Source organism: Pseudomonadales bacterium, from assembly GCA_024234165.1.
Lineage (GTDB): Bacteria > Pseudomonadota > Gammaproteobacteria > Pseudomonadales > UBA5518 > UBA5518.
In genome coordinates this window covers 211,902-234,411 of sequence record JACKOP010000001.1, presented here as the reverse complement: position 1 = coordinate 234,411, position 22,510 = coordinate 211,902, and the positions used below count along the sequence as shown (strand labels likewise).

15 protein-coding genes are annotated in these 22,510 nt (G+C 62.5%); 10 read left to right on the top strand and 5 right to left on the bottom strand.

Going from position 1 to position 22,510, the window contains the following annotated elements; genetic code table 11:
- Positions 1-178 precede the first annotated feature (178 nt).
- The 7 genes from H7A12_00950 (at position 179) to H7A12_00920 (ending at position 9,628) form a co-directional block, all read left to right on the top strand.
- Positions 179-2,338 carry an adenosylcobalamin-dependent ribonucleoside-diphosphate reductase gene (locus tag H7A12_00950; protein ID MCP5319396.1) on the top strand — a complete coding sequence of 720 codons (2,160 nt, stop codon included), beginning with the start codon at positions 179-181 and terminating at the stop codon, positions 2,336-2,338.
- Positions 2,339-2,352: 14 nt separating this feature from the next.
- The gene (locus H7A12_00945; GenBank protein ID MCP5319395.1) at positions 2,353-3,039 is read left to right on the top strand and encodes an NrdJb; all 687 of its coding nucleotides are present in this window, start codon (positions 2,353-2,355) and stop codon (positions 3,037-3,039) included.
- 218 nt (positions 3,040-3,257) lie between these two features.
- Positions 3,258-4,382 carry a succinylglutamate desuccinylase/aspartoacylase family protein gene (locus H7A12_00940; protein MCP5319394.1) on the top strand — a complete coding sequence of 375 codons (1,125 nt, stop codon included), beginning with the start codon at positions 3,258-3,260 and terminating at the stop codon, positions 4,380-4,382.
- A 44-nt stretch (positions 4,383-4,426) separates the two neighbouring features.
- Positions 4,427-5,383: a transaldolase gene (tal, locus tag H7A12_00935; GenBank protein MCP5319393.1), complete on the top strand. Its 957-nt coding sequence runs from the start codon at positions 4,427-4,429 to the stop codon at positions 5,381-5,383.
- Positions 5,384-5,442: 59 nt separating this feature from the next.
- Positions 5,443-7,608, top strand: a complete 2,166-nt coding sequence (locus H7A12_00930; GenBank protein MCP5319392.1) for a type I secretion system permease/ATPase — start codon at positions 5,443-5,445, stop codon at positions 7,606-7,608.
- Positions 7,605-9,017 (top strand): HlyD family type I secretion periplasmic adaptor subunit, encoded by a 1,413-nt coding sequence (locus H7A12_00925; protein MCP5319391.1) that lies wholly within the window; start codon positions 7,605-7,607, stop codon positions 9,015-9,017. The genes H7A12_00930 and H7A12_00925 overlap by 4 nt, the downstream gene beginning before the upstream one ends.
- On the top strand, positions 9,014-9,628 hold the full coding sequence (locus H7A12_00920) for a response regulator transcription factor (GenBank protein ID MCP5319390.1): 615 nt from the start codon (positions 9,014-9,016) through the stop codon (positions 9,626-9,628). The genes H7A12_00925 and H7A12_00920 overlap by 4 nt, the downstream gene beginning before the upstream one ends.
- Before the next feature lie 315 nt (positions 9,629-9,943).
- Here H7A12_00920 and H7A12_00915 read toward each other — a convergent pair whose 3' ends face one another.
- Both H7A12_00915 and H7A12_00910 read right to left on the bottom strand, forming a co-directional pair.
- Complete coding sequence (locus H7A12_00915; protein ID MCP5319389.1) at positions 9,944-10,219, bottom strand: hypothetical protein; 276 nt, start codon at positions 10,217-10,219, stop codon at positions 9,944-9,946.
- Entirely contained in the window at positions 10,216-14,955 is a 4,740-nt protein-coding gene (locus tag H7A12_00910) for a hypothetical protein (GenBank protein ID MCP5319388.1), read from the bottom strand. The genes H7A12_00915 and H7A12_00910 overlap by 4 nt, the downstream gene beginning before the upstream one ends.
- Before the next feature lie 31 nt (positions 14,956-14,986).
- On the opposite strand from H7A12_00910, the gene H7A12_00905 reads away from it, so the two are divergent.
- Positions 14,987-16,678, top strand: coding sequence for a type I secretion C-terminal target domain-containing protein (locus tag H7A12_00905; protein MCP5319387.1), 1,692 nt, complete (start codon positions 14,987-14,989; stop codon positions 16,676-16,678).
- A 58-nt stretch (positions 16,679-16,736) separates the two neighbouring features.
- Entirely contained in the window at positions 16,737-17,060 is a 324-nt protein-coding gene (locus tag H7A12_00900; protein MCP5319386.1) for a hypothetical protein, read from the top strand.
- A 6-nt stretch (positions 17,061-17,066) separates the two neighbouring features.
- Here H7A12_00900 and H7A12_00895 read toward each other — a convergent pair whose 3' ends face one another.
- Entirely contained in the window at positions 17,067-19,016 is a 1,950-nt protein-coding gene (locus H7A12_00895; protein MCP5319385.1) for an EAL domain-containing protein, read from the bottom strand.
- A 35-nt stretch (positions 19,017-19,051) separates the two neighbouring features.
- The gene (locus tag H7A12_00890) at positions 19,052-19,720 is read right to left on the bottom strand and encodes a transglutaminase-like cysteine peptidase (protein ID MCP5319384.1); all 669 of its coding nucleotides are present in this window, start codon (positions 19,718-19,720) and stop codon (positions 19,052-19,054) included.
- A gap of 209 nt (positions 19,721-19,929) precedes the next feature.
- On the opposite strand from H7A12_00890, the gene H7A12_00885 reads away from it, so the two are divergent.
- Entirely contained in the window at positions 19,930-21,459 is a 1,530-nt protein-coding gene (locus tag H7A12_00885) for a TolC family outer membrane protein (protein MCP5319383.1), read from the top strand.
- 47 nt (positions 21,460-21,506) lie between these two features.
- Here H7A12_00885 and H7A12_00880 read toward each other — a convergent pair whose 3' ends face one another.
- Complete coding sequence (locus H7A12_00880; GenBank protein MCP5319382.1) at positions 21,507-22,487, bottom strand: NAD(P)H-quinone oxidoreductase; 981 nt, start codon at positions 22,485-22,487, stop codon at positions 21,507-21,509.
- Positions 22,488-22,510: the final 23 nt, after the last annotated feature.

Here is a 22,510-nt window from a genome sequence, read left to right as displayed (position 1 = left end):
ATGATGAACACAAGATATTGTGTTTTGAAGCTCCGCAAGTACACTGCATCTTGAGTTTGCGCTCTCCCCTGCATAGCAATGACCCGATGTCGGGCAGCGGTGTTCTCGTGCACGGCGGAAGACCTTTCGGAAAAACTTTCACAACATCAACCCGGCAAGAATCACGAGCGAGGCGTACATGTCCATCGAAGTACTGAAAGTTGCACACCCCCTGCGGCGCACGGAACCCGGCACCGCACTGCAGTCGGCGTCGGAGGATATCTGGGACCGCAAATACCGTCTGAAAGACAAGGCGGGCAGCCCGATCGACGAGACCATCGACGCTACGTATCGCCGGGTCGCGCGAGCGTTGGCCGAGATCGAGCGTGAAGAGGTGCGTGAACACTGGTACGAACGTTTCGTATGGGCCCTGCGCAATGGAGCCATTCCTGCCGGGCGCATCATTTCGAATGCGGGTGCACAGGAGCACAAGCCGGCGACCTCGACGATCAACTGCACGGTGTCCGGCACCATCGAGGATTCGATGCTCGGAATCCTCGAGAAGAACCTCGAAGCCGGCCTGACCCTGAAGGCCGGTTGCGGGATCGGATACGAATTCTCCACGTTGCGTCCGCGTGGAGCTTACGTCTCGGGTGCCGGCGCCTATACCAGTGGTCCGCTGTCGTTCATGGACATCTTCGACAAGATGTGTTTCACGGTCTCTTCCGCCGGCGGGCGCCGCGGAGCGCAGATGGGAACCTTCGACATCAGCCATCCGGACGTGGTCGATTTCATCCGCGCCAAGCGTGAAAACGGACGGCTGCGCCAGTTCAACCTTTCGCTGCTGGTTACCGAGGAGTTCATGCGCGCGGTCGCGCAGGACGAGGAGTGGCCGTTGTCGTTTCCGATCTCGGAGAAGGAACGCAACCCGGATGGACGTGGCATCGACGATGACGAAGACATAATCTGGCGTCATTTTCCGCAGACCAAAGGCTACGTATGCGATGCCGAAGGTCGGGTCGCCTGCCGCGTATACCGCAAGGTCAAGGCGCGCAAGCTGTGGAACGTGATCATGATTTCGACGTACGACTTCGCCGAACCGGGTTTCATCCTGATCGACAAGGTCAACGAACTGAACAACAACTGGTTCTGCGAAAACATCCGTGCCACCAATCCCTGCGGCGAACAGCCGTTGCCGCCGTATGGGAGCTGTCTGCTCGGCTCGATCAATCTGACCCGCTTCGTGCAGTCACCGTTTCGCGATGAAGCGCGTTTCGACTGGCCGTCGTTCCGCGAGGTGGTTGCGGTGTTCACGCGCATGCTCGACAACGTGGTCGAGATGAGTGGCCTGCCGCTCGAGCAGCAACGCCATGAAATCGAGCACAAGCGCCGTCATGGCATGGGCTTCCTCGGGCTCGGTTCCGCACTTGCGATGCTGCGCCTCAAGTACGGCAGTGCCGAAGCGGTCGAGTTCACCGAACGTGTCTCGCGCGAGCTCGCACTGACCGGGTGGCAGACCGGACTCGAACTTGCTCGTGAAAAGGGACCGGCTCCGATCATGGACGAGGTGTTCACGGTCACGCCAGAAATGCTGGCGAAGCGTCCGGAGATGGTGCGGGATGGGCACAAGCCGGGCGATCTGGTTCCCGGACGCGTGCTGCATGCAACCTACAGTCGCTACATGCAGCGTATCGCCAGCGTGGCCCCCGATCTGGTGGCCTCGATCGCCGCCGAAGGCTGCCGGTTCACGCATCATTCGTCGATTGCACCCACCGGAACCATCTCGCTGTCGCTGGCGAACAATGCGTCAAACGGCATCGAGCCGAGCTTTGCGCATCAGTATTCGCGTAATGTAATTCGGGAAGGCAAGAAATCGAAGGAGAAGATCGATGTGTTCTCCTACGAGCTGCTGGCCTACCGTGAGCTGGTGAATCCGCATGCGACCCCCTACTCCAGCGACCCGGGTGAGCAACTGCCCGATTATTTCCTGACCAGCGAGGACGTCATCCCGCGTCAACACGTGGATATACAGGCCGCAGCGCAGAAGTGGGTCGATTCGTCGATCTCGAAGACGATCAACGTGCCGACGGACATACCGTTCGACGATTTCAAGGACATCTATTTCTACGCTTACCAGAGCGGGCTCAAGGGCTGCACCACGTTCCGCTTCAACCCGGAGGCCTTCCAGGGTGTGCTGGTCAAGGACAAGGATCTCGAGAAGACGACCTACCAGTTCAAGCTCGAGGACGGATCGACCGTCGAGGTGAAAGGAAACGAGGAGATCGAGTACGACGGCGAGATTCACACCGCGGCCAATCTGTTCGAAGCCATGAAAGAAGGTTATTACGGAAAATTCTGAGGAGCACAGCGGTCATGACGGTCAAGATTGCCAAGCGCATCGTCGGTTACAAGGTGCTCGACACCGCACAGGACAAGGCCTCGACAGCCGAGGAACTCGAGCGCGCCATCGAGAGAATGAGCGAGAACATCTCGAGGCCGGACACCCTTCCGGGTGCGACGTACAAGATCAAGACGCCGCTGTCAGAGCACGCCCTGTACATCACGATCAACGATATCGTGCTGAACCCGGGCACTGCACACGAGCAGCGACGCCCGTATGAGATCTTCATCAACTCGAAGAACATGGATCACTTCCAGTGGGTACTGGCACTCACGCGAGTGGTGTCGGCGGTGTTTCGCAAAGGCGGCGACTGCACCTTCCTGGTCGAAGAGCTCAAGGCCGTGTTCGACCCCAAGGGCGGTTACTTCAAGAAGGGCGGACGTTTCATGCCGTCGCTGGTCGCCGAGATAGGCGAGTGCATCGAAACGCATCTGATCGATATCGGGATGCTGCAACCACCGGAGATCAGCGAGCATCAACAGAAAATCATGGATGAGAAGCGGGCTCAGTTCGAGACGAACAAGGTAAAGGCGAACGTGCAGGAGCACAGCCCCTACCCTGCTGGAGCCCAGCTTTGCAGCAAGTGCATGACCAAGGCAATGATCATGATGGATGGCTGCATGACCTGCCTGAGTTGCGGCGACTCCAAGTGCGGCTGATCGGGCACCTGTTTGCGGCGTTGGCTTTATCCGCCGCCGCGAACAGCTACGCTGCTCCGCCCGCGCCGGACCACGCTACCGGCGCGGCGGCAGACACGCAAACGCAGCACGAGACGAACCCGGTTCTTCATCGGCGGGCACGCAGCGTCGAACTGGACGCGCCGGTCACCCGCTTGCCGGGCAGGAATTACCAGGAGCAATTGCGCCGCGACATCGAGATGCGCTCCGATCGGGCGCAAGATGCAGCCATCGGTACGCTCGACGACCTCGATGTCGCGGGACTTCCCGCGGATTCACGGGCACCGTTCGTGCTGCTCGATGCCGAAGTAGCCCCGGGAACTGCGGCACGCCTGGCATGGCAGCCCGAAGAATCCTTCGAGGGCATTGCGGCTGCGACACCGGTACTGGTGGTGAACGGTACGCTCGACGGCCCCGTTCTCTGCCTGACTGCTGCGGTGCACGGCGATGAGCTCAACGGTATCGAGATGGTCCGACGCGTGCTGTACGACATCGATGCACATCAATTGAAGGGTACCGTGGTTGGTGTGCCGATCGTGAACCTGGTCGGCTTCCGGCGTGCATCGCGCTATCTCGCGGATCGTCGGGACCTCAACCGACACTTCCCCGGTAACCTGCAGGGAAGTTCCGCTTCGCGAATCGCGTATTCGTTCTTCAATGAAATCATCGTCCATTGCAACGTACTCGTCGATCTGCACACCGGATCGTTCTACCGCACCAACCTGCCCCAAGTGCGTGGGGATCTGCGCCGACCCGAGGTGGCACGGGTAGCGGAGGCCTTCACGTCGACCGCGATCATCCACAGCCCGGGCGCATCGGGCACCTTGCGTCGAGCTGCCGTTGAACACGGCGTACCGACCATAACGCTGGAGGCGGGTGAGCCGATGCGACTGCAGGAACAGGAGGTCGAGCACGGCGTCCAGGGGATCTTCGCGCTGATCGATCAACTCGGCATGTATCGCAAGCTGCGCGTCTGGGGCAACCCGGTCCCGGTGCACTACCGGTCGCGCTGGGTGCGGGCCGACGCAGGTGGTATCCTGTTCGCGCGTGTGAAGCTTGGACAGAAGGTGGCGGTAGGAGATCTGCTTGGCAGTGTCACTGATCCGATCACGAACCTGCGTGCCGACATCGTTTCTCCTTATGCAGGACGGCTGATTGGCAAGGCAGTGGATCAGTTCGTGCATCCAGGCTTTGCTGCCTTTCATATCGGCATCCAGACGCGATCTGACGATCTGGGTCCAGTGCCGTCAAGCAAGGTGCAGCAGGACGACGACGAGCGCGACGATGTGGATCCGGAGTCGCGCGATGGTCTCGAAGACTCCTGATCGATCATGTCCCGGATCCATGGCCACAGCGAGGAGGTTTCCCGATGAACCAGCTCGAACAACTCCGCACGATGACGACCGTCGTTGCCGATACCGGCGATATCGAATCGATTGCGGCGTTCCGACCCACGGATGCCACGACCAACCCGTCATTGCTGCTGAAGGCCGCGCAGAAGGCGGACTACGCCCACCTGCTCGACGACGCTCTCGCATGGGGAAACCGTTATTCGGGAGAGCAACGCGACGCGGCGATCATGGACAGGCTGGCCGTCAACTTCGGCACGGAAATCCTGAAACTCGTTCCTGGCCGTGTATCCACCGAAGTCGATGCCCGGCTCTCGTTCGACACGGATGCGACGATCCGGCGTGCCGAGGGATTGATTGATCTCTATGAGCAGCTCGGCATCACGCGCGAACGCGTTCTGATCAAGATTGCGTCGACCTGGGAAGGAATCCAGGCCGCAGCCACGCTGGAGCGACGCGGCATCCGCTGCAACATGACACTGCTGTTCGGCTTCGCCCAGGCAGTTGCGTGTGCTGACGCCGGCGTCAGGCTGATTTCACCGTTTGTCGGGCGCATCCTGGACTGGTACAAGAAACACGAGGGGCGCGACGCGTACCCTGCAGATGAAGATCCGGGCGTGCTTTCGGTCAGGCGTATCTACTCTTATTACAAGCATTATGGCTATGCGACCGAAATCATGGGGGCGAGCTTTCGCAATCTGGACCAGATCCGGGCACTCGCGGGCTGCGATCTGTTGACGATTGCACCAGCACTGATGAACGGTCTCGAAGCATCCGAGGCAGCGCTTGCGCGCACTCTGGATCCACAGGGCAAAGGGGCCACGGCTCCGGACAAACTCGTACTCGACGAGCATGACTTCCGCTGGGAACTGAACGAGGATGCGATGGCGACGGAGAAGCTCGCCGAGGGCATCCGTATTTTCGGGGCCGACATACGCACGCTGCAAACCTTCGTGCACAACCGCGGCAAGGCTTGAGTCGGTCTATACTCGGTCGGTAGTCGATGTGAGACATTCATTGCGGACACTCCGACCCGATGCCCGATTCTTCAGCTTCCGTTCCAGCAAGCGAGACGGACGCTCCTGATGCGCCACTCTTTCGTGATCCGTTGCTCGACGCACTCGTGTACGTGGCGCGCGAGCGCGGCGTGCAGGTATCACGCGAGGGCCTGATCGCGGGGCTGCCGCTGGAACGTGGTCGCCTGTCCCCTTCGCTCGCGTTGCGCGCAGCAGAGCGGGCTGGACTCGAAGCAAAGGTTGTCGAATCTTCGCTGGATCGCCTCGACGGCGATACCTTGCCGGCAATCCTGCTGCTGCGTGACTCGCAGGCTTGTGTGCTTCTGGCGCGCGACGGTGAACGCGCCAAGGTGCTGCATTGCGGTGCAGATGCACCCGCTTCGATCGACATGCAGGTGCTCGCCGACGGATATCTCGGCTCGGCGTTGTTGACGCGCATGGCTTTCAATTTCGACGAACGTGCCCCCGAGGTCGGCATCGAGCGTGGGCCCCACTGGTTCTGGGGCGCCATGCGGCAAAACCTGCCGCTCTATCGGGACGTGATGCTGGCAGCCGGCATGGTCAATGTTTTCGCGCTGGCTTTGCCGCTGTTCACGATGAATGTCTACGATCGTGTGGTTCCCAATCACGCCGTGGAGACCCTGTGGGTCCTGGCTGTGGGAGTGGCTCTGGTACTGCTGGGTGATTTTTCCCTGCGCTCGATGCGGGGTTTCTTTCTTGATCTCGCGAGCAAGCGGGTCGATCTCACCCTGTCGGCATTCATCATGGAACGCGTACTCGGGATGCGTCTCGAGGAACGGCCGGCCTCCGTAGGTTCGCTGGCCGCGAATCTGCGCTCGTTCGAGACCGTGCGCGATTTCATCACGTCGGCGACCATCACGGCGCTGATCGATTTGCCGTTCACGGTCATATTCCTGGCCGTGATCGGATGGATTGCCTGGCCAATGCTGATACCGGCAGTGCTTGCGATGCTGTTCGTGACCGGATACGCAGCGACGGTCGGCACGCGCATCCATGAGTTGGCCGTGTCGTCCTTCCGCGCTGGTGCGATGCGCAATGCAACACTGGTGGAGAGCCTGGTCGGGCTTGAAACGGTCAAGACGCTTGGTGCCGAAGGCGTCATGCAGAAGCGATGGGAACGCAGTGCGAGCTTTCTCGCCCACACGGGTGCTCGACAGCGCATGCTGGCCTTGTCGACGATCAACGTCGCGTTGCTGTCGCAGCAACTGGTGATCATCAGCGTAATCGTCATCGGGGTCTACCTGATAGGTGCGGGCCAACTCTCGCTCGGCGGGCTCATAGCTTGTTCGATGCTGGGTTCGCGTGCACTCGCACCGATGGGACAGATTGCAGGCCTGATGACGCAGTACCACAACGCCATGACCGCGTTGCAGGCGCTCGACCAGATCGTCTCTCACCCGGTGGAGCGACCACACGGCGCCCGCTTCCTGAGCCGCCAGTCTTTCCGCGGCGATATCGAGTTTCGAGATGTGGGCTTTTCGTACCCGAATACCGAGGTCAACGCACTGCGAGGTGTGAGCCTGCGCATTCGCGCCGGAGAAAAGGTTGCGATTCTGGGTCGCACCGGCTCGGGCAAGAGCACGCTGTTGCGCCTGATCCTCGGCTTGTACCGCCCGCTCTCGGGGGCTGTCCTGATCGACGGGATCGACCTGCGCCAGCTCGAACCCGGTGAACTGCGACGGAGCATCGGCTATGTACCGCAAGATGTGACGCTGTTTTATGGCACGCTGCGCGAGAATCTCACGATCGGAACGCCGCATGCGGAAGACACCGATATCCTGCACTCGGCGGACATCGGCAATATCGCGGAATTCGTCAATCAGCACCCCAAGGGGTTCGATATGCCGGTGGGCGAGCGTGGTGAATCGCTGTCCGGCGGCCAGCGTGAAGGGGTGGCGATCGCGCGTGCCGTTATCAACAAGCCACCCATCCTGCTGCTCGATGAGCCAACGGCAGCAATGGACCATTCGAGCGAAGACACGGTCAAGAGGAAGCTGCGCGAGTTCTGCAGCGATCGCACGATGCTGGTCGTGACGCACAGGACCTCGTTGCTCGACATCGTCGAGCGCATCATCGTGATCGACAACGGCAAGATCGTCGCCGATGGGCCCAAGGCAACGGTAATCGAAGCACTTCGCCAGGGTCGCATCGGGAGAGGCATATGAACCAGCCGACCCCGATTGCTGGGCATCGACAGACCCTGGCCGATCGCTGGGCCGCGTTCGGCAAACCGTGGGTCGATCGGGTGTTTGCACGCTGGTTCGATGTTCCGGGTGAAGATCGCCTTGACTGGGCCGAGGACGCGCATGCTGCACGTATCGCACGCGATCCGTTGCGTGCACGTGCACTGCTGCACATGACCTCCCTCGTCGTCCTGCTGTTGATTCTCTGGTCAGCACTGGCACACATCGATGAGGTGACGCGCGGAGTAGCGAAAGTCGTACCTTCACGGCAGGTGCAGGTCATCCAGTCGCTGGACGGGGGCATCGTTTCCGAAATTCACATACGCGAAGGCCAGATCGTGGATGCGGGCCAGTTGCTGGTCCGGATCGATGCCACGCGATTCGCATCCGCACTGGGCGAAAACCGCGCACAGAGATTGTCACTGCTAGCGAAGACGCGCCGACTCCAGGCGATCGCGGACGGGAAGCCGTTCGAGGTGCCGGCAGAAGTCGCGTCTGAAGCGCCTGAGATCGCGGCTGCGGAGAGGCGGCTATATGAAACCAGTCTGGCCGAACTCGAGGGACAGGTCGGCATCGCGAGTCAGCAGCTGGCCCAAAGGGAACAGGAGCTGCGAGAAACCAATGCACTGCATGCGCAGGCTGCACGTAACCACGATCTCGCTCACCAGGAATTGGCGCAGACGGAGCCGCTGGTTGAATCAGGCGCGGTGTCGGAGGTCGAGATATTGCGTCTCAAGCGCGATGTATCACGCTTGCGTGGCGAGCGCGACCAGGCAGCAGCGCAGATCACCCGTGTGCAGGCAGCAATCGATGAAGCCAAGCGCAAGATCGGACAGGTCGAACTTGATTATCGCAATGCCCGTCGGGTCGAACTTGCAGATGCTACCGCCATGCTGAACAGCCTGGTCGAGAGCAGTCTGGGGCTTTCCGATCGAGTCAAGCAGGCAGAGGTTCGTTCACCGGTGAGGGGTACCGTCAAGCGCCTGCTGATCAATACCCAAGGCGGCGTCGTCCTGCCGGGACGCGATATCATCGAGATCGTGCCGCTCGACGACACGCTGCTGCTCGAGGCGCGCATTGCACCGCGCGACATCGCGTTCCTGAGCCCGGGGCAGCAGGCTCGCGTCAAGTTCACTGCGTACGACTTCGTCGTGTATGGGGGCATGGATGCAACGGTAGAAAGCATCGGTGCGGACACGATCACTGATGAAGACGGCAACGCGTATTACCTCGTGCGAGTCAGAACGACCAAGCCGAGCCTCGGCGACGATCTCCCGATCATTCCGGGCATGATGGCGGAAGTCGACATCATGACCGGTCGCAAGAGCGTCCTGAGTTATCTCATGAAGCCGGTGCTGCGCGCACGGCAATATGCGTTGACAGAACGATGACCCGACACATCCTCATCAGCAAAGATCAGATCGTATCGGCACGCTGGAAGGAAGCCTTTCCTGCTGGAACGGTAGCCGGATCCGTTGCCGCAGCACAGACCCTGATGGAGGAGCAGGTGATCGTATGGTTGCACGTACCGTCCGTGGCTGCGAAAGCCATCGCCACCCCGGCAGGTGTGATCGGGCTCTTCTCCCCCGCTCGCCTGATCGTTCTGTCTGATGTGCCGTCCGACGAGCAGGCTCTGGATCTCATGGATTGCGGCGTGGTTGGCTATTGTCACTCCTGCGCAGGACCAAAGAGTCTGCACCAGGTCGCTGCGGTCGTCGAGAATCGCGGGTTGTGGGTCGGAGAAGGCCTGCTGCGACGCATGATCAGGGCCTCGCAGGCGGCACAGTTGCCGGCAGCGCCGGATCCGGAACTGCTGACCAGATTGTCGATCCGAGAGCGTGAGGTTGCCCTGGCAGTCGCAAACGGCGCGAGCAACAAGGAGATCGCACGGGAATTGGAGATCACCGAACGCACCGTCAAGGCACATCTTGGAGCAGTCTTCGCCAAGCTCGATGTGCGGGATCGCCTTCATCTTGCGCTTCTCTTGCGTCGCCCTTCCTGAGCAGGTTCATGCGTGTTCGGCATTTTCGGCCAACTGCACGCGGCCTGCTGCGATTGTCCTGCTCCAAGTGGAGCGTCTAGTACTTCTGTACAGTCCATGGGCATGCATTTGTTCGCCTAGACTTGACGCACAAAGAGTTTTTCGCCACTGATTCGCGCTCCGGGGACATCCTTCATGGCTGATTCGTCTCTCACCATTGCTATGGTGAAGTCACTGAGCGGCATAGTCTATGCGCGTGCCGCAGACGGTCACATCAGGGCACTGCACGTCGGTGACACGATTCGCGAAGGCGAAATCGTGGTAACGGAAGATGGCTCACGGGTCGAGCTCGAATTTATCGATGGCACCCAGTTTGATGTCACAGAAGGCAAGATTCTCGCCATTAGCCGAGAGATGATGACGGAAGGCGGAACGGATGCTGACGAGGCAACGATCCAACGCACCACAATAGACGAACTCATCCAGGCACTGAGCGAACGTCGTGATCTCAGCGAAGAGATGGAGGCCCCGGCAGCCGGCCTGGGCGGTGGGGAATCGGGCGAAGCACACGGTTTCGTTCGAGTGCTTCGAATTGTCGAAGACATAGGTCATCCGAAATTCGCATTTGAAGGCACGTCCCGTGAAGTTGGGACCGTGTACCCTGGTGAAGCCACGACCGCGACCACTGCGACGACGGCCACGACACCGACGACGGCGACGACCGCAACCACGGCGACTACGCCGACAACCGCCACGACACCGACGACGGCAACGACCGCGACCACGGCCACGACCGCTACGACGGCGACAACCGCGACGACAGCCACTACGGCTACGACAGCGACTACGCCGACTACGGCCACGACACCGACGACCGCAACCACGGCGACGACGGCGACCACCGCCACGACGGCTACGACGCCGACGACGGCAACGACGGCGACCACCGCCACGACACCGACAACTGCGACGACGGCAACTACCGCGACGACAGCGACTACGCCGACCACGGTCACAACTGCGACGACGGCCACGACCGCTACGACGGCGACGACCGCAACCACGGCGACTACGCCGACAACCGCCACGACACCGACGACGGCAACGACCGCGACCACGGCCACGACCGCTACTACGGCGACAACCGCGACGACAGCCACTACGGCTACGACAGCGACTACGCCGACTACGGCCACGACACCGACGACCGCAACCACGGCGACAACGGCGACCACCGCCACGACGGCTACGACGCCGACGACGGCAACGACGGCGACCACCGCCACGACACCGACAACTGCGACGACGGCAACTACCGCCACGACACCGACAACTGCGACGACGGCAACTACCGCGACGACAGCGACTACGCCGACCACGGCGACGACCGCGACTACGCCGACCACGGTCACAACTGCGACGACGGCCACGACCGCTACGACGGCGACGACCGCAACCACGGCGACTACGCCGACAACCGCCACGACACCGACGACGGCAACGACCGCGACCACCGCCACGACGGCGACCACCGCCACGACGGCGACCACCGCGACGACAGCGACTACGCCGACAACCGCGACGACAGCGACTACGGCCACGACACCGACTACGGCCACAACTGCGACGACGGTGACGACCGCAACCACGGCGACTACGCCGACAACCGCCACGACCGCTACGACGGCAACGACAGCGACGACGCCGACCACAGCGACGACGGCCACGACCACGACGACGGCCACGACCGCGACTACGCCGACAACGGCGACAACCGCGACGACGGCCACGACGCCGACTACGGCGACCACGGCCACGACCGCAACCACGGCGACTACGCCGACAACCGCCACGACACCGACGACGGCAACGACGGCGACCACCGCCACGACGGCGACCACCGCCACGACGGCGACCACCGCCACGACGGCTACGACGCCGACGACGGCAACGACGGCGACCACCGCCACGACACCGACAACTGCGACGACGGCAACTACCGCGACGACAGCGACTACGCCGACCACGGCGACGACCGCGACTACGCCGACCACGGTCACAACTGCGACGACGGCCACGACCGCTACGACGGCGACGACCGCAACCACGGCGACTACGCCGACAACCGCCACGACCGCTACGACGGCAACGACAGCGACGACGCCGACCACAGCGACGACGGCCACGACCGCGACGACGGCCACGACCGCGACTACGCCGACAACGGCGACAACCGCGACGACGGCCACGACGCCGACTACGGCGACCACGGCCACGACCGCAACCACGGCGACTACGCCGACAACCGCCACGACACCGACGACGGCAACGACGGCGACCACCGCCACGACGGCGACCACCGCCACGACGGCTACGACGCCGACGACGGCAACGACGGCGACCACCGCCACGACACCGACAACTGCGACGACGGCAACTACCGCGACGACAGCGACTACGCCGACCACGGCGACGACCGCGACTACGCCGACCACGGTCACAACTGCGACGACGGCCACGACCGCTACGACGGCGACGACCGCAACCACGGCGACTACGCCGACAACCGCCACGACACCGACGACGGCAACGACGGCGACCACCGCCACCACGGCGACCACCGCCACGACGGCTACGACGCCGACGACGGCAACGACGGCGACCACGGCCACGACCGCTACGACGGCGACTACCGCGACGACAGCCACTACGGCTACGACAGCGACTACGCCGACTACGGCCACGACACCGACTACGGCCACAACTGCGACGACGGCGACTACCGCTACGACCGCAACTACGGCGACAACGGCGACAACGGCAACCACGGCGACTACGCCGACAACCGCCACGACACCGACGACGGCAACGACCGCGACCACTGCTACGACGGCAACGACCGCGACCACTGCGACGACGGCAACCACCGCGACGACAGCGACTACGCCGACCACGCCGACCACGGCGACCACGGCGACCACGGCGACCACGGCGACCACGGCGACAACCGCTACGACCGCTACGACGGCAACGACGGCAACGACCGCGACCACTGCGACGACGGCCACGACACCGACAACTGCGACGACGGCAACCACCGCGACGACGCCGACTACGGCGACAACAGCGACAACGGCAACAACGCCGACCACGGCGACAACCGCGACGACAGCCACTACGGCCACGACACCGACAACTGCGACGACGGCCACGACGCCGACTACGGCGACCACGGCCACGACCGCGACGACAGCCACTACGGCCACGACACCGACGACGGCGACGACGGCGACGACGGCGACGACGGCAACCACCGCGACGACGCCGACTACGGCGACAACAGCGACAACGGCAACAACGCCGACCACGGCGACAACCGCGACGACAGCCACTACGGCCACGACACCGACGACGGCGACGACGGCGACGACGGCGACGACGGCGACGACGGCGACGACGGCAACCACCGCGACGACGCCGACTACGGCGACAACAGCGACAACGGCAACAACGCCGACCACGGCGACAACCGCGACGACAGCCACTACGGCCACGACACCGACAACTGCGACGACGGCCACGACGCCGACTACGGCGACCACGGCCACGACCGCGACGACAGCCACTACGGCCACGACACCGACGACGGCGACGACGGCGACGACGGCGACGACGGCGACGACGGCAACCACCGCGACGACGCCGACTACGGCGACAACAGCGACAACGGCAACAACGCCGACCACGGCGACAACCGCGACGACAGCCACTACGGCCACGACACCGACAACTGCGACGACGGCCACGACGCCGACTACGGCGACCACGGCCACGACCGCGACGACAGCCACTACGGCCACGACACCGACGACGGCGACGACGGCCACGACGCCGACTACGGCGACCACGGCCACGACCGCGACGACAGCCACTACGGCCACGACACCGACAACTGCGACGACGGCCACGACGCCGACTACGGCGACCACGGCGACCACGGCGACGACGGCGACGACGGCGACCACCGCTACGACGGCGACCACGGCCACGACCGCGACCACGGCGACCACCGCCACGACGGCCACGACAGCCACTACGGCTACGACAGCGACTACGCCGACCACGGCGACGACCGCAACCACGGCGACGACGGCCACGACCGCGACAACGGCGACAACCGCAACGACGGCGACTACGCCGACAACCGCAACCACGGCGACCACGGCGACCACGGCGACGACCGCAACCACGGCCACGACACCGACAACTGCGACGACGGCCACGACACCGACAACGGCGACCACGGCCACAACAGCGACTACGGCCACAACAGCGACTACGGCCACGACAGCGACAACTGCGACGACGCCGACTACGGCGACAACCGCAACAACCGCAACAACGGCCACCACGGCGACCACGGCTACGACGGCGACAACCGCGACCACGGCGACGACCGCAACCACGGCCACGACACCGACAACCGCGACGACGGCCACGACACCGACAACTGCGACGACCGCAACCACGGCGACTACGCCAACCACGGCTACGACCGCGACCACGCCGACGACGGCAACAACCGCTACGACGGCCACGACACCGACAACCGCGACCACGGCGACAACCGCAACAACCGCAACAACAGCCACGACACCGACGACGGCAACGACCGCAACGACACCGACGACGGCAACTACCGCAACGACACCGACGACGGCGACGACCGCGACCACCGCCACGACGGCGACCACCGCCACGACGGCGACCACCGCCACGACGGCGACTACGCCGACCACGGCGACAACGGCCACCACCGCGACCACGGCCACCACCGCGACGACAGCCACTACGGCTACGACAGCGACTACGCCGACAACGGCTACGACGGCAACGACCGCGACTACGCCGACCACCGCCACGACGGCGACCACGGCGACCACGGCGACAACCGCAACAACCGCAACAACTGCAACAACTGCAACAACTGCAACAACTGCAACAACGGCCACGACACCGACAACCGCGACGACGGCCACGACCGCGACAACCGCGACCACGGCGACGACCGCAACCACGGCCACGACACCGACAACCGCGACGACGGCCACGACACCGACAACTGCGACGACCGCAACCACGGCGACTACGCCAACCACGGCTACGACCGCGACCACGCCGACGACGGCAACAACCGCTACGACGGCCACGACACCGACAACCGCGACCACGGCGACAACCGCAACAACCGCCACAACAGCGACGACGGCAACGACAGCGACTACGCCGACAACGGCGACTACGGCGACGACAGCCACTACGCCGACCACTGCGACTACGCCGATCAATCACCCACCGCTGGTCATGGTTGCGCCAGTGGTGCAACAGGTATTCGAGGACGGGTTACCAGGTGGACGCGAGGAAGGTGCGGCGTCGGTCGTGGTGACCGGAACGATCACGGTCAGTGATCTCGACGGACTCGAAGATATCGAGACGATCACGATCGCTGGGATCGCCTTCGATGTCGGCTCGGGAATGGAGGAGCTCGTCGGTCAGAGTGTCCCGACGCATTACGGCCAATTGACCATCACTTCCTACGAAAACGGGGTGTACGGTTACGAGTACACGCTGCACTCGGTGGTCGACAACGACAGTCAGGCAGGTGCAACCGATGATGGATTCATCGAGTCGATTCCCATATCGGTCAGCGACGGGACCGCGTCGGCTGCCACGCAGATCGACGTCACGATCGTCGATTCGGAACCGGCGATCCTCGATGTGGAAAATGCCGTCATCGTCAATGCGCCGGGCCTCTCGGTCACCGGTCACATCACAGCCGTTTCCGCCGATGGACTCGCCGGATTCAGTCTGGCCGGCAGTCTCGGTCTGGCACCTGAAGGAGTGAGCTACGCACTGCAGGATGACGGTACCCTGGTGGCAACTGACGTCACGGGCGATGTGTTGTTCACGATATCGCTCGACTCCGCCGGGAGCTACACGTTCACGCTGTTCAAGGCGTATGCCGACGTGGTTGCGTCGTCGCCTGACTTGGCGAATCTGGCACTTGTGCCGGGCAAACCTTCAGTGTCTGTGGAGACTTCGCTTTATCAAAGCTACGACGCACACACGGGTGCAGGCGTCGGAGATCCGCTTACCAGCGTGGTATTCAGCGCCGGATCTCGAAGCCTGAATCCCTCGTCGGACGGGCTTGGAATCGGCAACAACCTGATCGATGACCTTGGAGCCGGGTCGCCGGAAGTCCTCAGGATGAGCTTTGCTGACGCATTGACCGGGTGCTCACTGAATGTCGGCAATCTGAGCACCAATGATGTGCTGGTATGGAAGGTCTACCATGCCGGAACACTGATCGATTCGGGAACCATCAGCGGCAGCTACGTTGGCTCCGACGGGTCTGTGGTGAACATCACTGGAGACGAAAGCTCCGAATACTGGATCGATCTGTCACGCAACGGGCTCGAGCAGCACACACTCTTCGACACCGTTGAACTCAGTGCGGCCAACCACACGTCCTGGAAGTTCATCGGATTCGCGGTCGAAACACCGATCAGTATCGTGGAGACTCCGCTCGAGTTCGCGGTTCAGGGAACGGACAACGACGGTGACGTGTCGATGAGTGCCGACTTCGTCGTGAACATCATCGGCGCGGGCAACATGCTTTATGACCTCGAAGGCAACACGGTGTTTGCGGGAGACATAGGTCCTGATGTGTTCAAATGGTCGCTGGCCGACCCCGGGGCTCACGACACGATCGCTCATTTCGATACGCGCCCGGCGATCGAAGGTGGCGATATACTCGACCTGCGCGATCTGCTGCAGACGGAGAATCACGATAATCTCACCGGCTATCTGCATTTCCAGGCGACGGCAGATGGTGGTGCACTGGTACGGATCAGCCCGACCGGAGCCTTTACCGGTGATGCCGAGCACGATGCGGGAGTCCCGTTCCAGACGATCGAGTTGCAGAATGCGAGCGGTCTGCTCGCGATCGGCAGTGACCAGCAGATCATCGAGCACCTGATCAACAGTGGGAAATTGATGACGGACGGCTGATGCAGCCGTCCGTGCATCACGGTCATCGCAAGCGTTTGCGAGATGGAGCAGTGTGCGGATGCGTTATGTGCGACGCAATGTCGAAGGCGAAATCGTGGCCGTAAGCATGGAGCCGATCGAGGGGTTCGAAGCGATCACGGCGGATGCCACCGATCTCGTCGAGTTCGGGCAACGGGCCGGGGTCGTGCAGTCGCGCCTGGCCGAATCCGACCGCGAGGTCGTGCGGGTGCTCGATGACCTCGTGAACGTACTGATCGAGAAAAATCTGATCCGTTTCACCGATCTGCCACTGGCTGCGCAGCGCAAGCTGTTCGAACGTCGCGAGTTACGCGGAGGCGGGACGCACCTCGGGTTGCTTGGAGAGGATCACACACTCCTCTGAACCGGTTCAGCCCGACACTGCTTCATTGTCCAGCATCAGCGTCACCGCAGGACCCGTGGCACCATCAAACCCCAGTTCAACCAGCGTGCGCAGTTCGGCGGCGCTGTCCACGCCTTCGGCAAGCGTACTCAGACCTATCGAGTGCGCGATCATCGCCAGTCCACGCAAAAACACCTGGTTGGCCTGATTTTCGTCGATGCCCTTGACGAACGCAGCGTCGATCTTGATGTAGTCGATGCCGAGATCGTGCAGTTGTCCGATACGGGATACCTGATGCCCCACATGTTCGATGCCGAGATGGCATCCCAGCGGTTTCAGCAGTGCACACAGAACACGGAAATGTTCCAGGTGCTGAAACACGCCATGCTCCGGAATTTCGATCCACAGACGTACCGCATTTTCGCGAACACCGCCCAGCTTGCTCGCGATGCGATGCACGAGCACTGCGTTGTTCATCGCCTGCGCAGACAGGTTGATGCAGATATCGTCGGCACCGTGTTGCAGGCGTTCCAGCGCGAGGTCTACCACCATCTCGTCGAGGCGATGGAGGTTTCCGAGACGTGCCAGCCAAGGAACGAAATCTCCTGCGTGCAACCAGTCCGACGTTCTGTCGAGGCGCATGCGTGCTACGCATTCGTTGTGCAGGAAGCGTCCTGCTGCATCGACGACGGGATAACTGTGCAACTTGATCTGGTTCGGGTTCAGTGCATGGATGAAACGCTCTCTCCACACATCGAGCCCGTCGCGAGGCTCCCGCTCGTCGAACCGCTGGTCCGGAGCAGCCACCTGCACGCTGTCTCCTGACGGTTCCAGCGCAATGGTGAGTGCCGCATCGACGCGTGCCAGGATCCGTCCCAACTGATCTCCGTGACGGTAAAGTGTGGCTGCTGCCGGCAGACGGCACTCATCGGCCAGATCGAACTCGCGCGCGATCATTGCCATGCCTTCCTGAACCCTGCGTGCAAGGCCGGCAGCGTCGTCACAACCCGGAGCCAGCAGCGCAAAATCAGACCCGTTGAGTCGGCCAGGCATCCATTCAGCTTCGGCAGGCCCGATGCTCTCCAGAGTTCTTGCAAAACGTCGGATCAGTGCGTCCACGACCGGCCAGCCATGGTTACGGTTCAGTTCGTTCAGATCGAGCAGACGTGCAATGACCAGTACTCCGCGCGCACTCTCGTCCTCGCGTCCCAATGCCGTCAGCAAGCGTGCCATGAAATGCCCGCGGTTGAGCAACCCGGTCACGGCGTCGTGGTGTGCTTCGCGGCGCAACTGCTCCAGGCGTTGCGACTCGTCCTCGAGCATCTGGCGCACACGCTTGGCCAGGGCATTCATTGCACGCACAACCGCAGCAAATTCCGGTGTTTTCGGCACTCCTGCCGTAATGAAACGACGCGCCCCGATGGCTTCTGCCTGCCGCACGATGCCATCGAGTGGACGCAGGATCAGGCGCAGGATCACGGTACCCGCGATACCGGTCAGTACGGCCGCAGCGATGAACCAGGCCAGCAGACGCAGCGTGCTCGTCCACAATTCACGGTAAGCGAAGCGTGCGTGGCTGCTGAGGGTCAGAGTGCCGTACTGCTTCCAGCCGTCCTGCACCTGGGCGATGCCGGGCGTCACGTGCAGCGGAACCATGCGCATGAACCAACCGGGCGCACCATCGATGTGCACATCGCTGCGGCGCTCCACGATGACCGTCCCTCGGGGGTCGACGAGACGGATGCTCTCGTAATGGCCGGTGTCGAACTGGGAGGCCACAAGCAGCTCGATCGTGACCTCATCCTTCGGCATCTGCGACAGCGTCGAGGCCAGCGAGGCCGCGGTATCCACATTCTTCAGCAGCAGTTGCTCCTGCAGATAGGCTCGCGCCGACAGGCTGCTCACCAGCAGGCTTCCACTGAAGGCAACCATGGCGACCAATACGATGGCGAGCCAGAGTTGCTTGATGAGCGACATTGATCAAGCCCCCGACGATGAGGATCCAACGGCCATCAGTGTAGGCCTTCCAGTGCCATCCGGCGAAGCACATCCCGCCAGCGCGACAGCCTGGCGGTCGGGTCACGGGCCGCCGGGATGGCTGCACTGCCCAGCCACAAGCCTTCGCTATTGAAACCGAAGACGGGATGCAGATCGGGACGGCGCGAGGCGGGACGCACTTCGGACAGGAGGTTGTCCAGAACCAGTGGTTGCGCGTCTGCCTGAGCGTAGTACGCAAGCACCATATGGGCCTGGCTGATACCGCTGCCTGGAAGACCTGCTTCGGCACGCACGTAGGTGATGCGCATGCGCTCCACGGGTATGCCCATCAGGACCAGCGTGGCGTATTTGCCGATGCTGTAGTCTTCGCAGTCTCCCATTCCACGACCGAGCGCCTCGAGCGGCGTGGCCCAGTAATCGGGTTGCCCCCAGATTGCCGAATCATCCGCGAATACGACGTGACGGTTGAAGAATGCGTTTACCGCCAACAGCCTCTCGTGCTCGCTCATCATTCCCGATGATGCGATCAAGTCGATCCAGCTCGCGATCCTTGCTTCTGCCTCCACGCCGTAGCGCTCCCGTGCAAGATTCCTTGCACGGTCGAAATCGGGGTTGCCGACAGCGAACGCCACGCAGCCAGCACAGACGAAAATCAATAGTGCAAGAAAACGCACGACCGTCATTCTGTCGACATGCTGATACCGGCCCCCTTCGTGCAGCATCCCCTGGCAAATTCCATGACTACTGTGAAAATATCGCGGATCGCCTATAAAGCTAGCAGCTTCGGCCGCCGCCGTTGGATAGAATCGCCTGCCGTCACGATGAACGTGATGCAGTGAGCGCTTCGGACAGATGCGCGGGCAATCAAGCACGAGAAAGGAGTAAGCGGGACGTGTTGCGCACCAGGCTTCATATTGTGGTATCGCTCGCCTCGTTGCTGGGCGCGGGATCGGTTACGGCCTCGGGTACGCTGGAAGATCTGCGCAGCGTTGCGCGCCAGACCGTGACATCGAACCCTGAAGTACGCGCTGCCGTACAGGAGTACCTGGCTGCCGACGAAATGACGCGTGTGGCCAGCGGCGGCTACCTGCCGCGAGTCGACCTCGAGGCGGGGGTGGGACGGGAGCGTATCGACGATCCGCGGTATCTGGAGAGGGATTTCACGCGTGACCGTGTGAGCGTGATGCTGAGTCAGATGATCTACGACGGCTTCCGGACCCGTAACGAAGTCCGTCGGCTGAACCACGCAGCACGCACGCGTTGGCACGAGATCCAGGGCGAGTCGGAACGGCTCAGCGCGGAAGCGGCTCGCGCCTACTACGATGTGATGCGACACCGCGGGCTGGCTTCCCTGTCGGAAGAAAACTATGCAACACACCGCATGATCTACGAACAGATCGAACGCCGTGTGAAGGCGGGGGTCAGCCGCCGCGTCGATCTGGAGCAGGCTGCAGGTCGCCTCGCGCTGGCCGAGTCGAATCTGCTGACCGATGTGACCAATCTCCACGATGTCAGCATGCGCTACCAGCGCGTGGTCGGTGAGGTGCCGGCAGCCGAACTCGCCGAGCCGCAGATCACGGGCGGACTGCTGCCACCGTCGATCCGTGAAACGCTGGTACTCGCCTACGGGCAGAGCCCGCTCATGAACGCTGCGATTGCGTACGTGTGGTCCGCCGAGGCGGCAAAGGACGTGCAGAAGGCACGCATGCTGCCACGCTTCGATTTGCGCGCACGCCAGGATTACTGGCATGACAAGGACGATATCAGCGGGCGTTACGAGGACTCCGTAGTCGAACTCGTGATGACCTACAACCTGTACAACGGTGGATCCGACGTAGCCGAACGACGTCGTCTGGTGCACAAGGCGGAACAGGCGGTGGATCTGCGCGAAAGGACCTGTCGTGACATCCGCCAGGAAGTTTCCATTGCATACAATGACATGAACCGGCTCGAAGAACAGATGAGCTACCTCGATCGACACCAGTTGTCGATTGAAAAGGCCCGTGAGGCATACCGCCGACAGTTCGACATCGGCCAACGCACCTTGCTCGACATGCTGGACACCGAGAACGAGTACTATCAGGCCCGCCGTGCGTGGCTCAATGCGGACCGCGACCACGCCATCGCCTACACACGTGCATTGGCAGGAGTTGGCGGTCTGGTCCGTGCACTCGAACTCGGCACCGACCTGCACGAATTGCCCGCACCGGGTGGAAAGCCCGGTGAAGTTCCGGACATGTATCCGGTATGTCCTGCCGAGGAAAGTGCTGCACCAGCCATCGACAAGGAAGAACTGTTCCGCGAGGCGTTGCGCAAGCAGGGCGGCGCCCGGCCGGTGGCTGCTCCGCGAGCACCGTCTGCGCTGCCGTACCAGAAAGGCGGTGAAACCGAGGATTCCGGCAACACCGACAGCAGCAACTGAACCGCCGGAGTTGGCGGGTTGCAACGGCGGGAGCGCACCGGCGGCCTTCAGCCGACCTGCAGTACGAGCTTGCCGATGTGCGTTCCGGACTCCATGTGTCTGTGCGCCAGGGCAGCATCTGCCAGTGCATACACGGTATCGATGCGTGGTTGTACCCGCCGTGATTCGATCAGTGGCCACACGTGCTGCTCGACGCTGCGCGTCAGCGCGGCCTTGAATTCCGCCGAACGGGATCGCAACGTCGAACCCGTGAGTGTGAGTCGCTTCAGCATCAGCGGCATCAGGTCGACTGCAGTCTTCGCGCCGCGCAGAAATGCGATCTGCACGATGCGCCCCTCCTCGGCCGCAGCACGGATATTGCGCTGCACATAATCGCCGCCAACCATGTCGAGAATCACATCGGCGCCACGTCCATTGCTGTGGCCCAACGTCTGTTCGACGAAATCCTCATCGCGATGGTTCACGCTCAATTCCGCGCCCAGTTCGAGACAGGCACGGCATTTCTCTGCGCTGCCGGCAGTGGCGATGACGCGAGCTCCCTGTGCGTTGGCGATCTGGATCGCGATGCTGCCGATACCACTCGTCCCGCCGTGTACCAGCAGCAGCTCGCCACGTCGCAGTCCTGCACGCTGGAACACGTTGTGCCAGACGGTCAGCGTGGTCTCGGGCAACGCCGCGGCCTCGGCAAACGAGAGGCCTCGCGGCAACGGCAGGCATTGCCGTTGCGCCACGGCCGCGTACTCCGCATAACCTCCTCCGTTCAGCAACGCGCACACGTGCTGACCCACGTGCCAGCGATCACAGTCCCTTCCGATCGCGACGATTTCCCCCGCCACCTCGAGTCCAGGTATGGCGGATGCACCAGGTGGCGCAGGATACAGCCCCAGGCGCTGCAACACGTCGGGACGGTTGATGCCGGCACAAACGACCCGGATCAGCACCTCCCCGTCCGCAGGTACCGGAACGGCTGTGCGTCGTTCCTGCAGTACGTCCGGACCACCGGGGGAAGTGATCTCGATGCAGCGCATCGTCGCTTGCTGGTCGTTCATCG

What these genes read in the sequence shown, in the direction of transcription:
- H7A12_00930 (MCP5319392.1), top strand. Translation starts at nt 5,443, where the DNA reads ATGCCCGATTCTTCAGCTTCCGTTCCAGCAAGCGAGACGGACGCTCCT.
- H7A12_00940 (MCP5319394.1), top strand. Translation starts at nt 3,258, where the DNA reads ATGCGCTCCGATCGGGCGCAAGATGCAGCCATCGGTACGCTCGACGAC.
- tal (MCP5319393.1), top strand. Translation starts at nt 4,427, where the DNA reads ATGAACCAGCTCGAACAACTCCGCACGATGACGACCGTCGTTGCCGAT.
- H7A12_00880 (MCP5319382.1), bottom strand. Translation starts at nt 22,487, where the DNA reads ATGCGCTGCATCGAGATCACTTCCCCCGGTGGTCCGGACGTACTGCAG.
- H7A12_00945 (MCP5319395.1), top strand. Translation starts at nt 2,353, where the DNA reads ATGACGGTCAAGATTGCCAAGCGCATCGTCGGTTACAAGGTGCTCGAC.
- H7A12_00890 (MCP5319384.1), bottom strand. Translation starts at nt 19,720, where the DNA reads ATGACGGTCGTGCGTTTTCTTGCACTATTGATTTTCGTCTGTGCTGGC.
- H7A12_00895 (MCP5319385.1), bottom strand. Translation starts at nt 19,016, where the DNA reads ATGTCGCTCATCAAGCAACTCTGGCTCGCCATCGTATTGGTCGCCATG.
- H7A12_00900 (MCP5319386.1), top strand. Translation starts at nt 16,737, where the DNA reads ATGCGTTATGTGCGACGCAATGTCGAAGGCGAAATCGTGGCCGTAAGC.
- H7A12_00920 (MCP5319390.1), top strand. Translation starts at nt 9,014, where the DNA reads ATGACCCGACACATCCTCATCAGCAAAGATCAGATCGTATCGGCACGC.
- H7A12_00915 (MCP5319389.1), bottom strand. Translation starts at nt 10,219, where the DNA reads ATGACCTATGTCTTCGACAATTCGAAGCACTCGAACGAAACCGTGTGC.
- H7A12_00925 (MCP5319391.1), top strand. Translation starts at nt 7,605, where the DNA reads ATGAACCAGCCGACCCCGATTGCTGGGCATCGACAGACCCTGGCCGAT.
- H7A12_00950 (MCP5319396.1), top strand. Translation starts at nt 179, where the DNA reads ATGTCCATCGAAGTACTGAAAGTTGCACACCCCCTGCGGCGCACGGAA.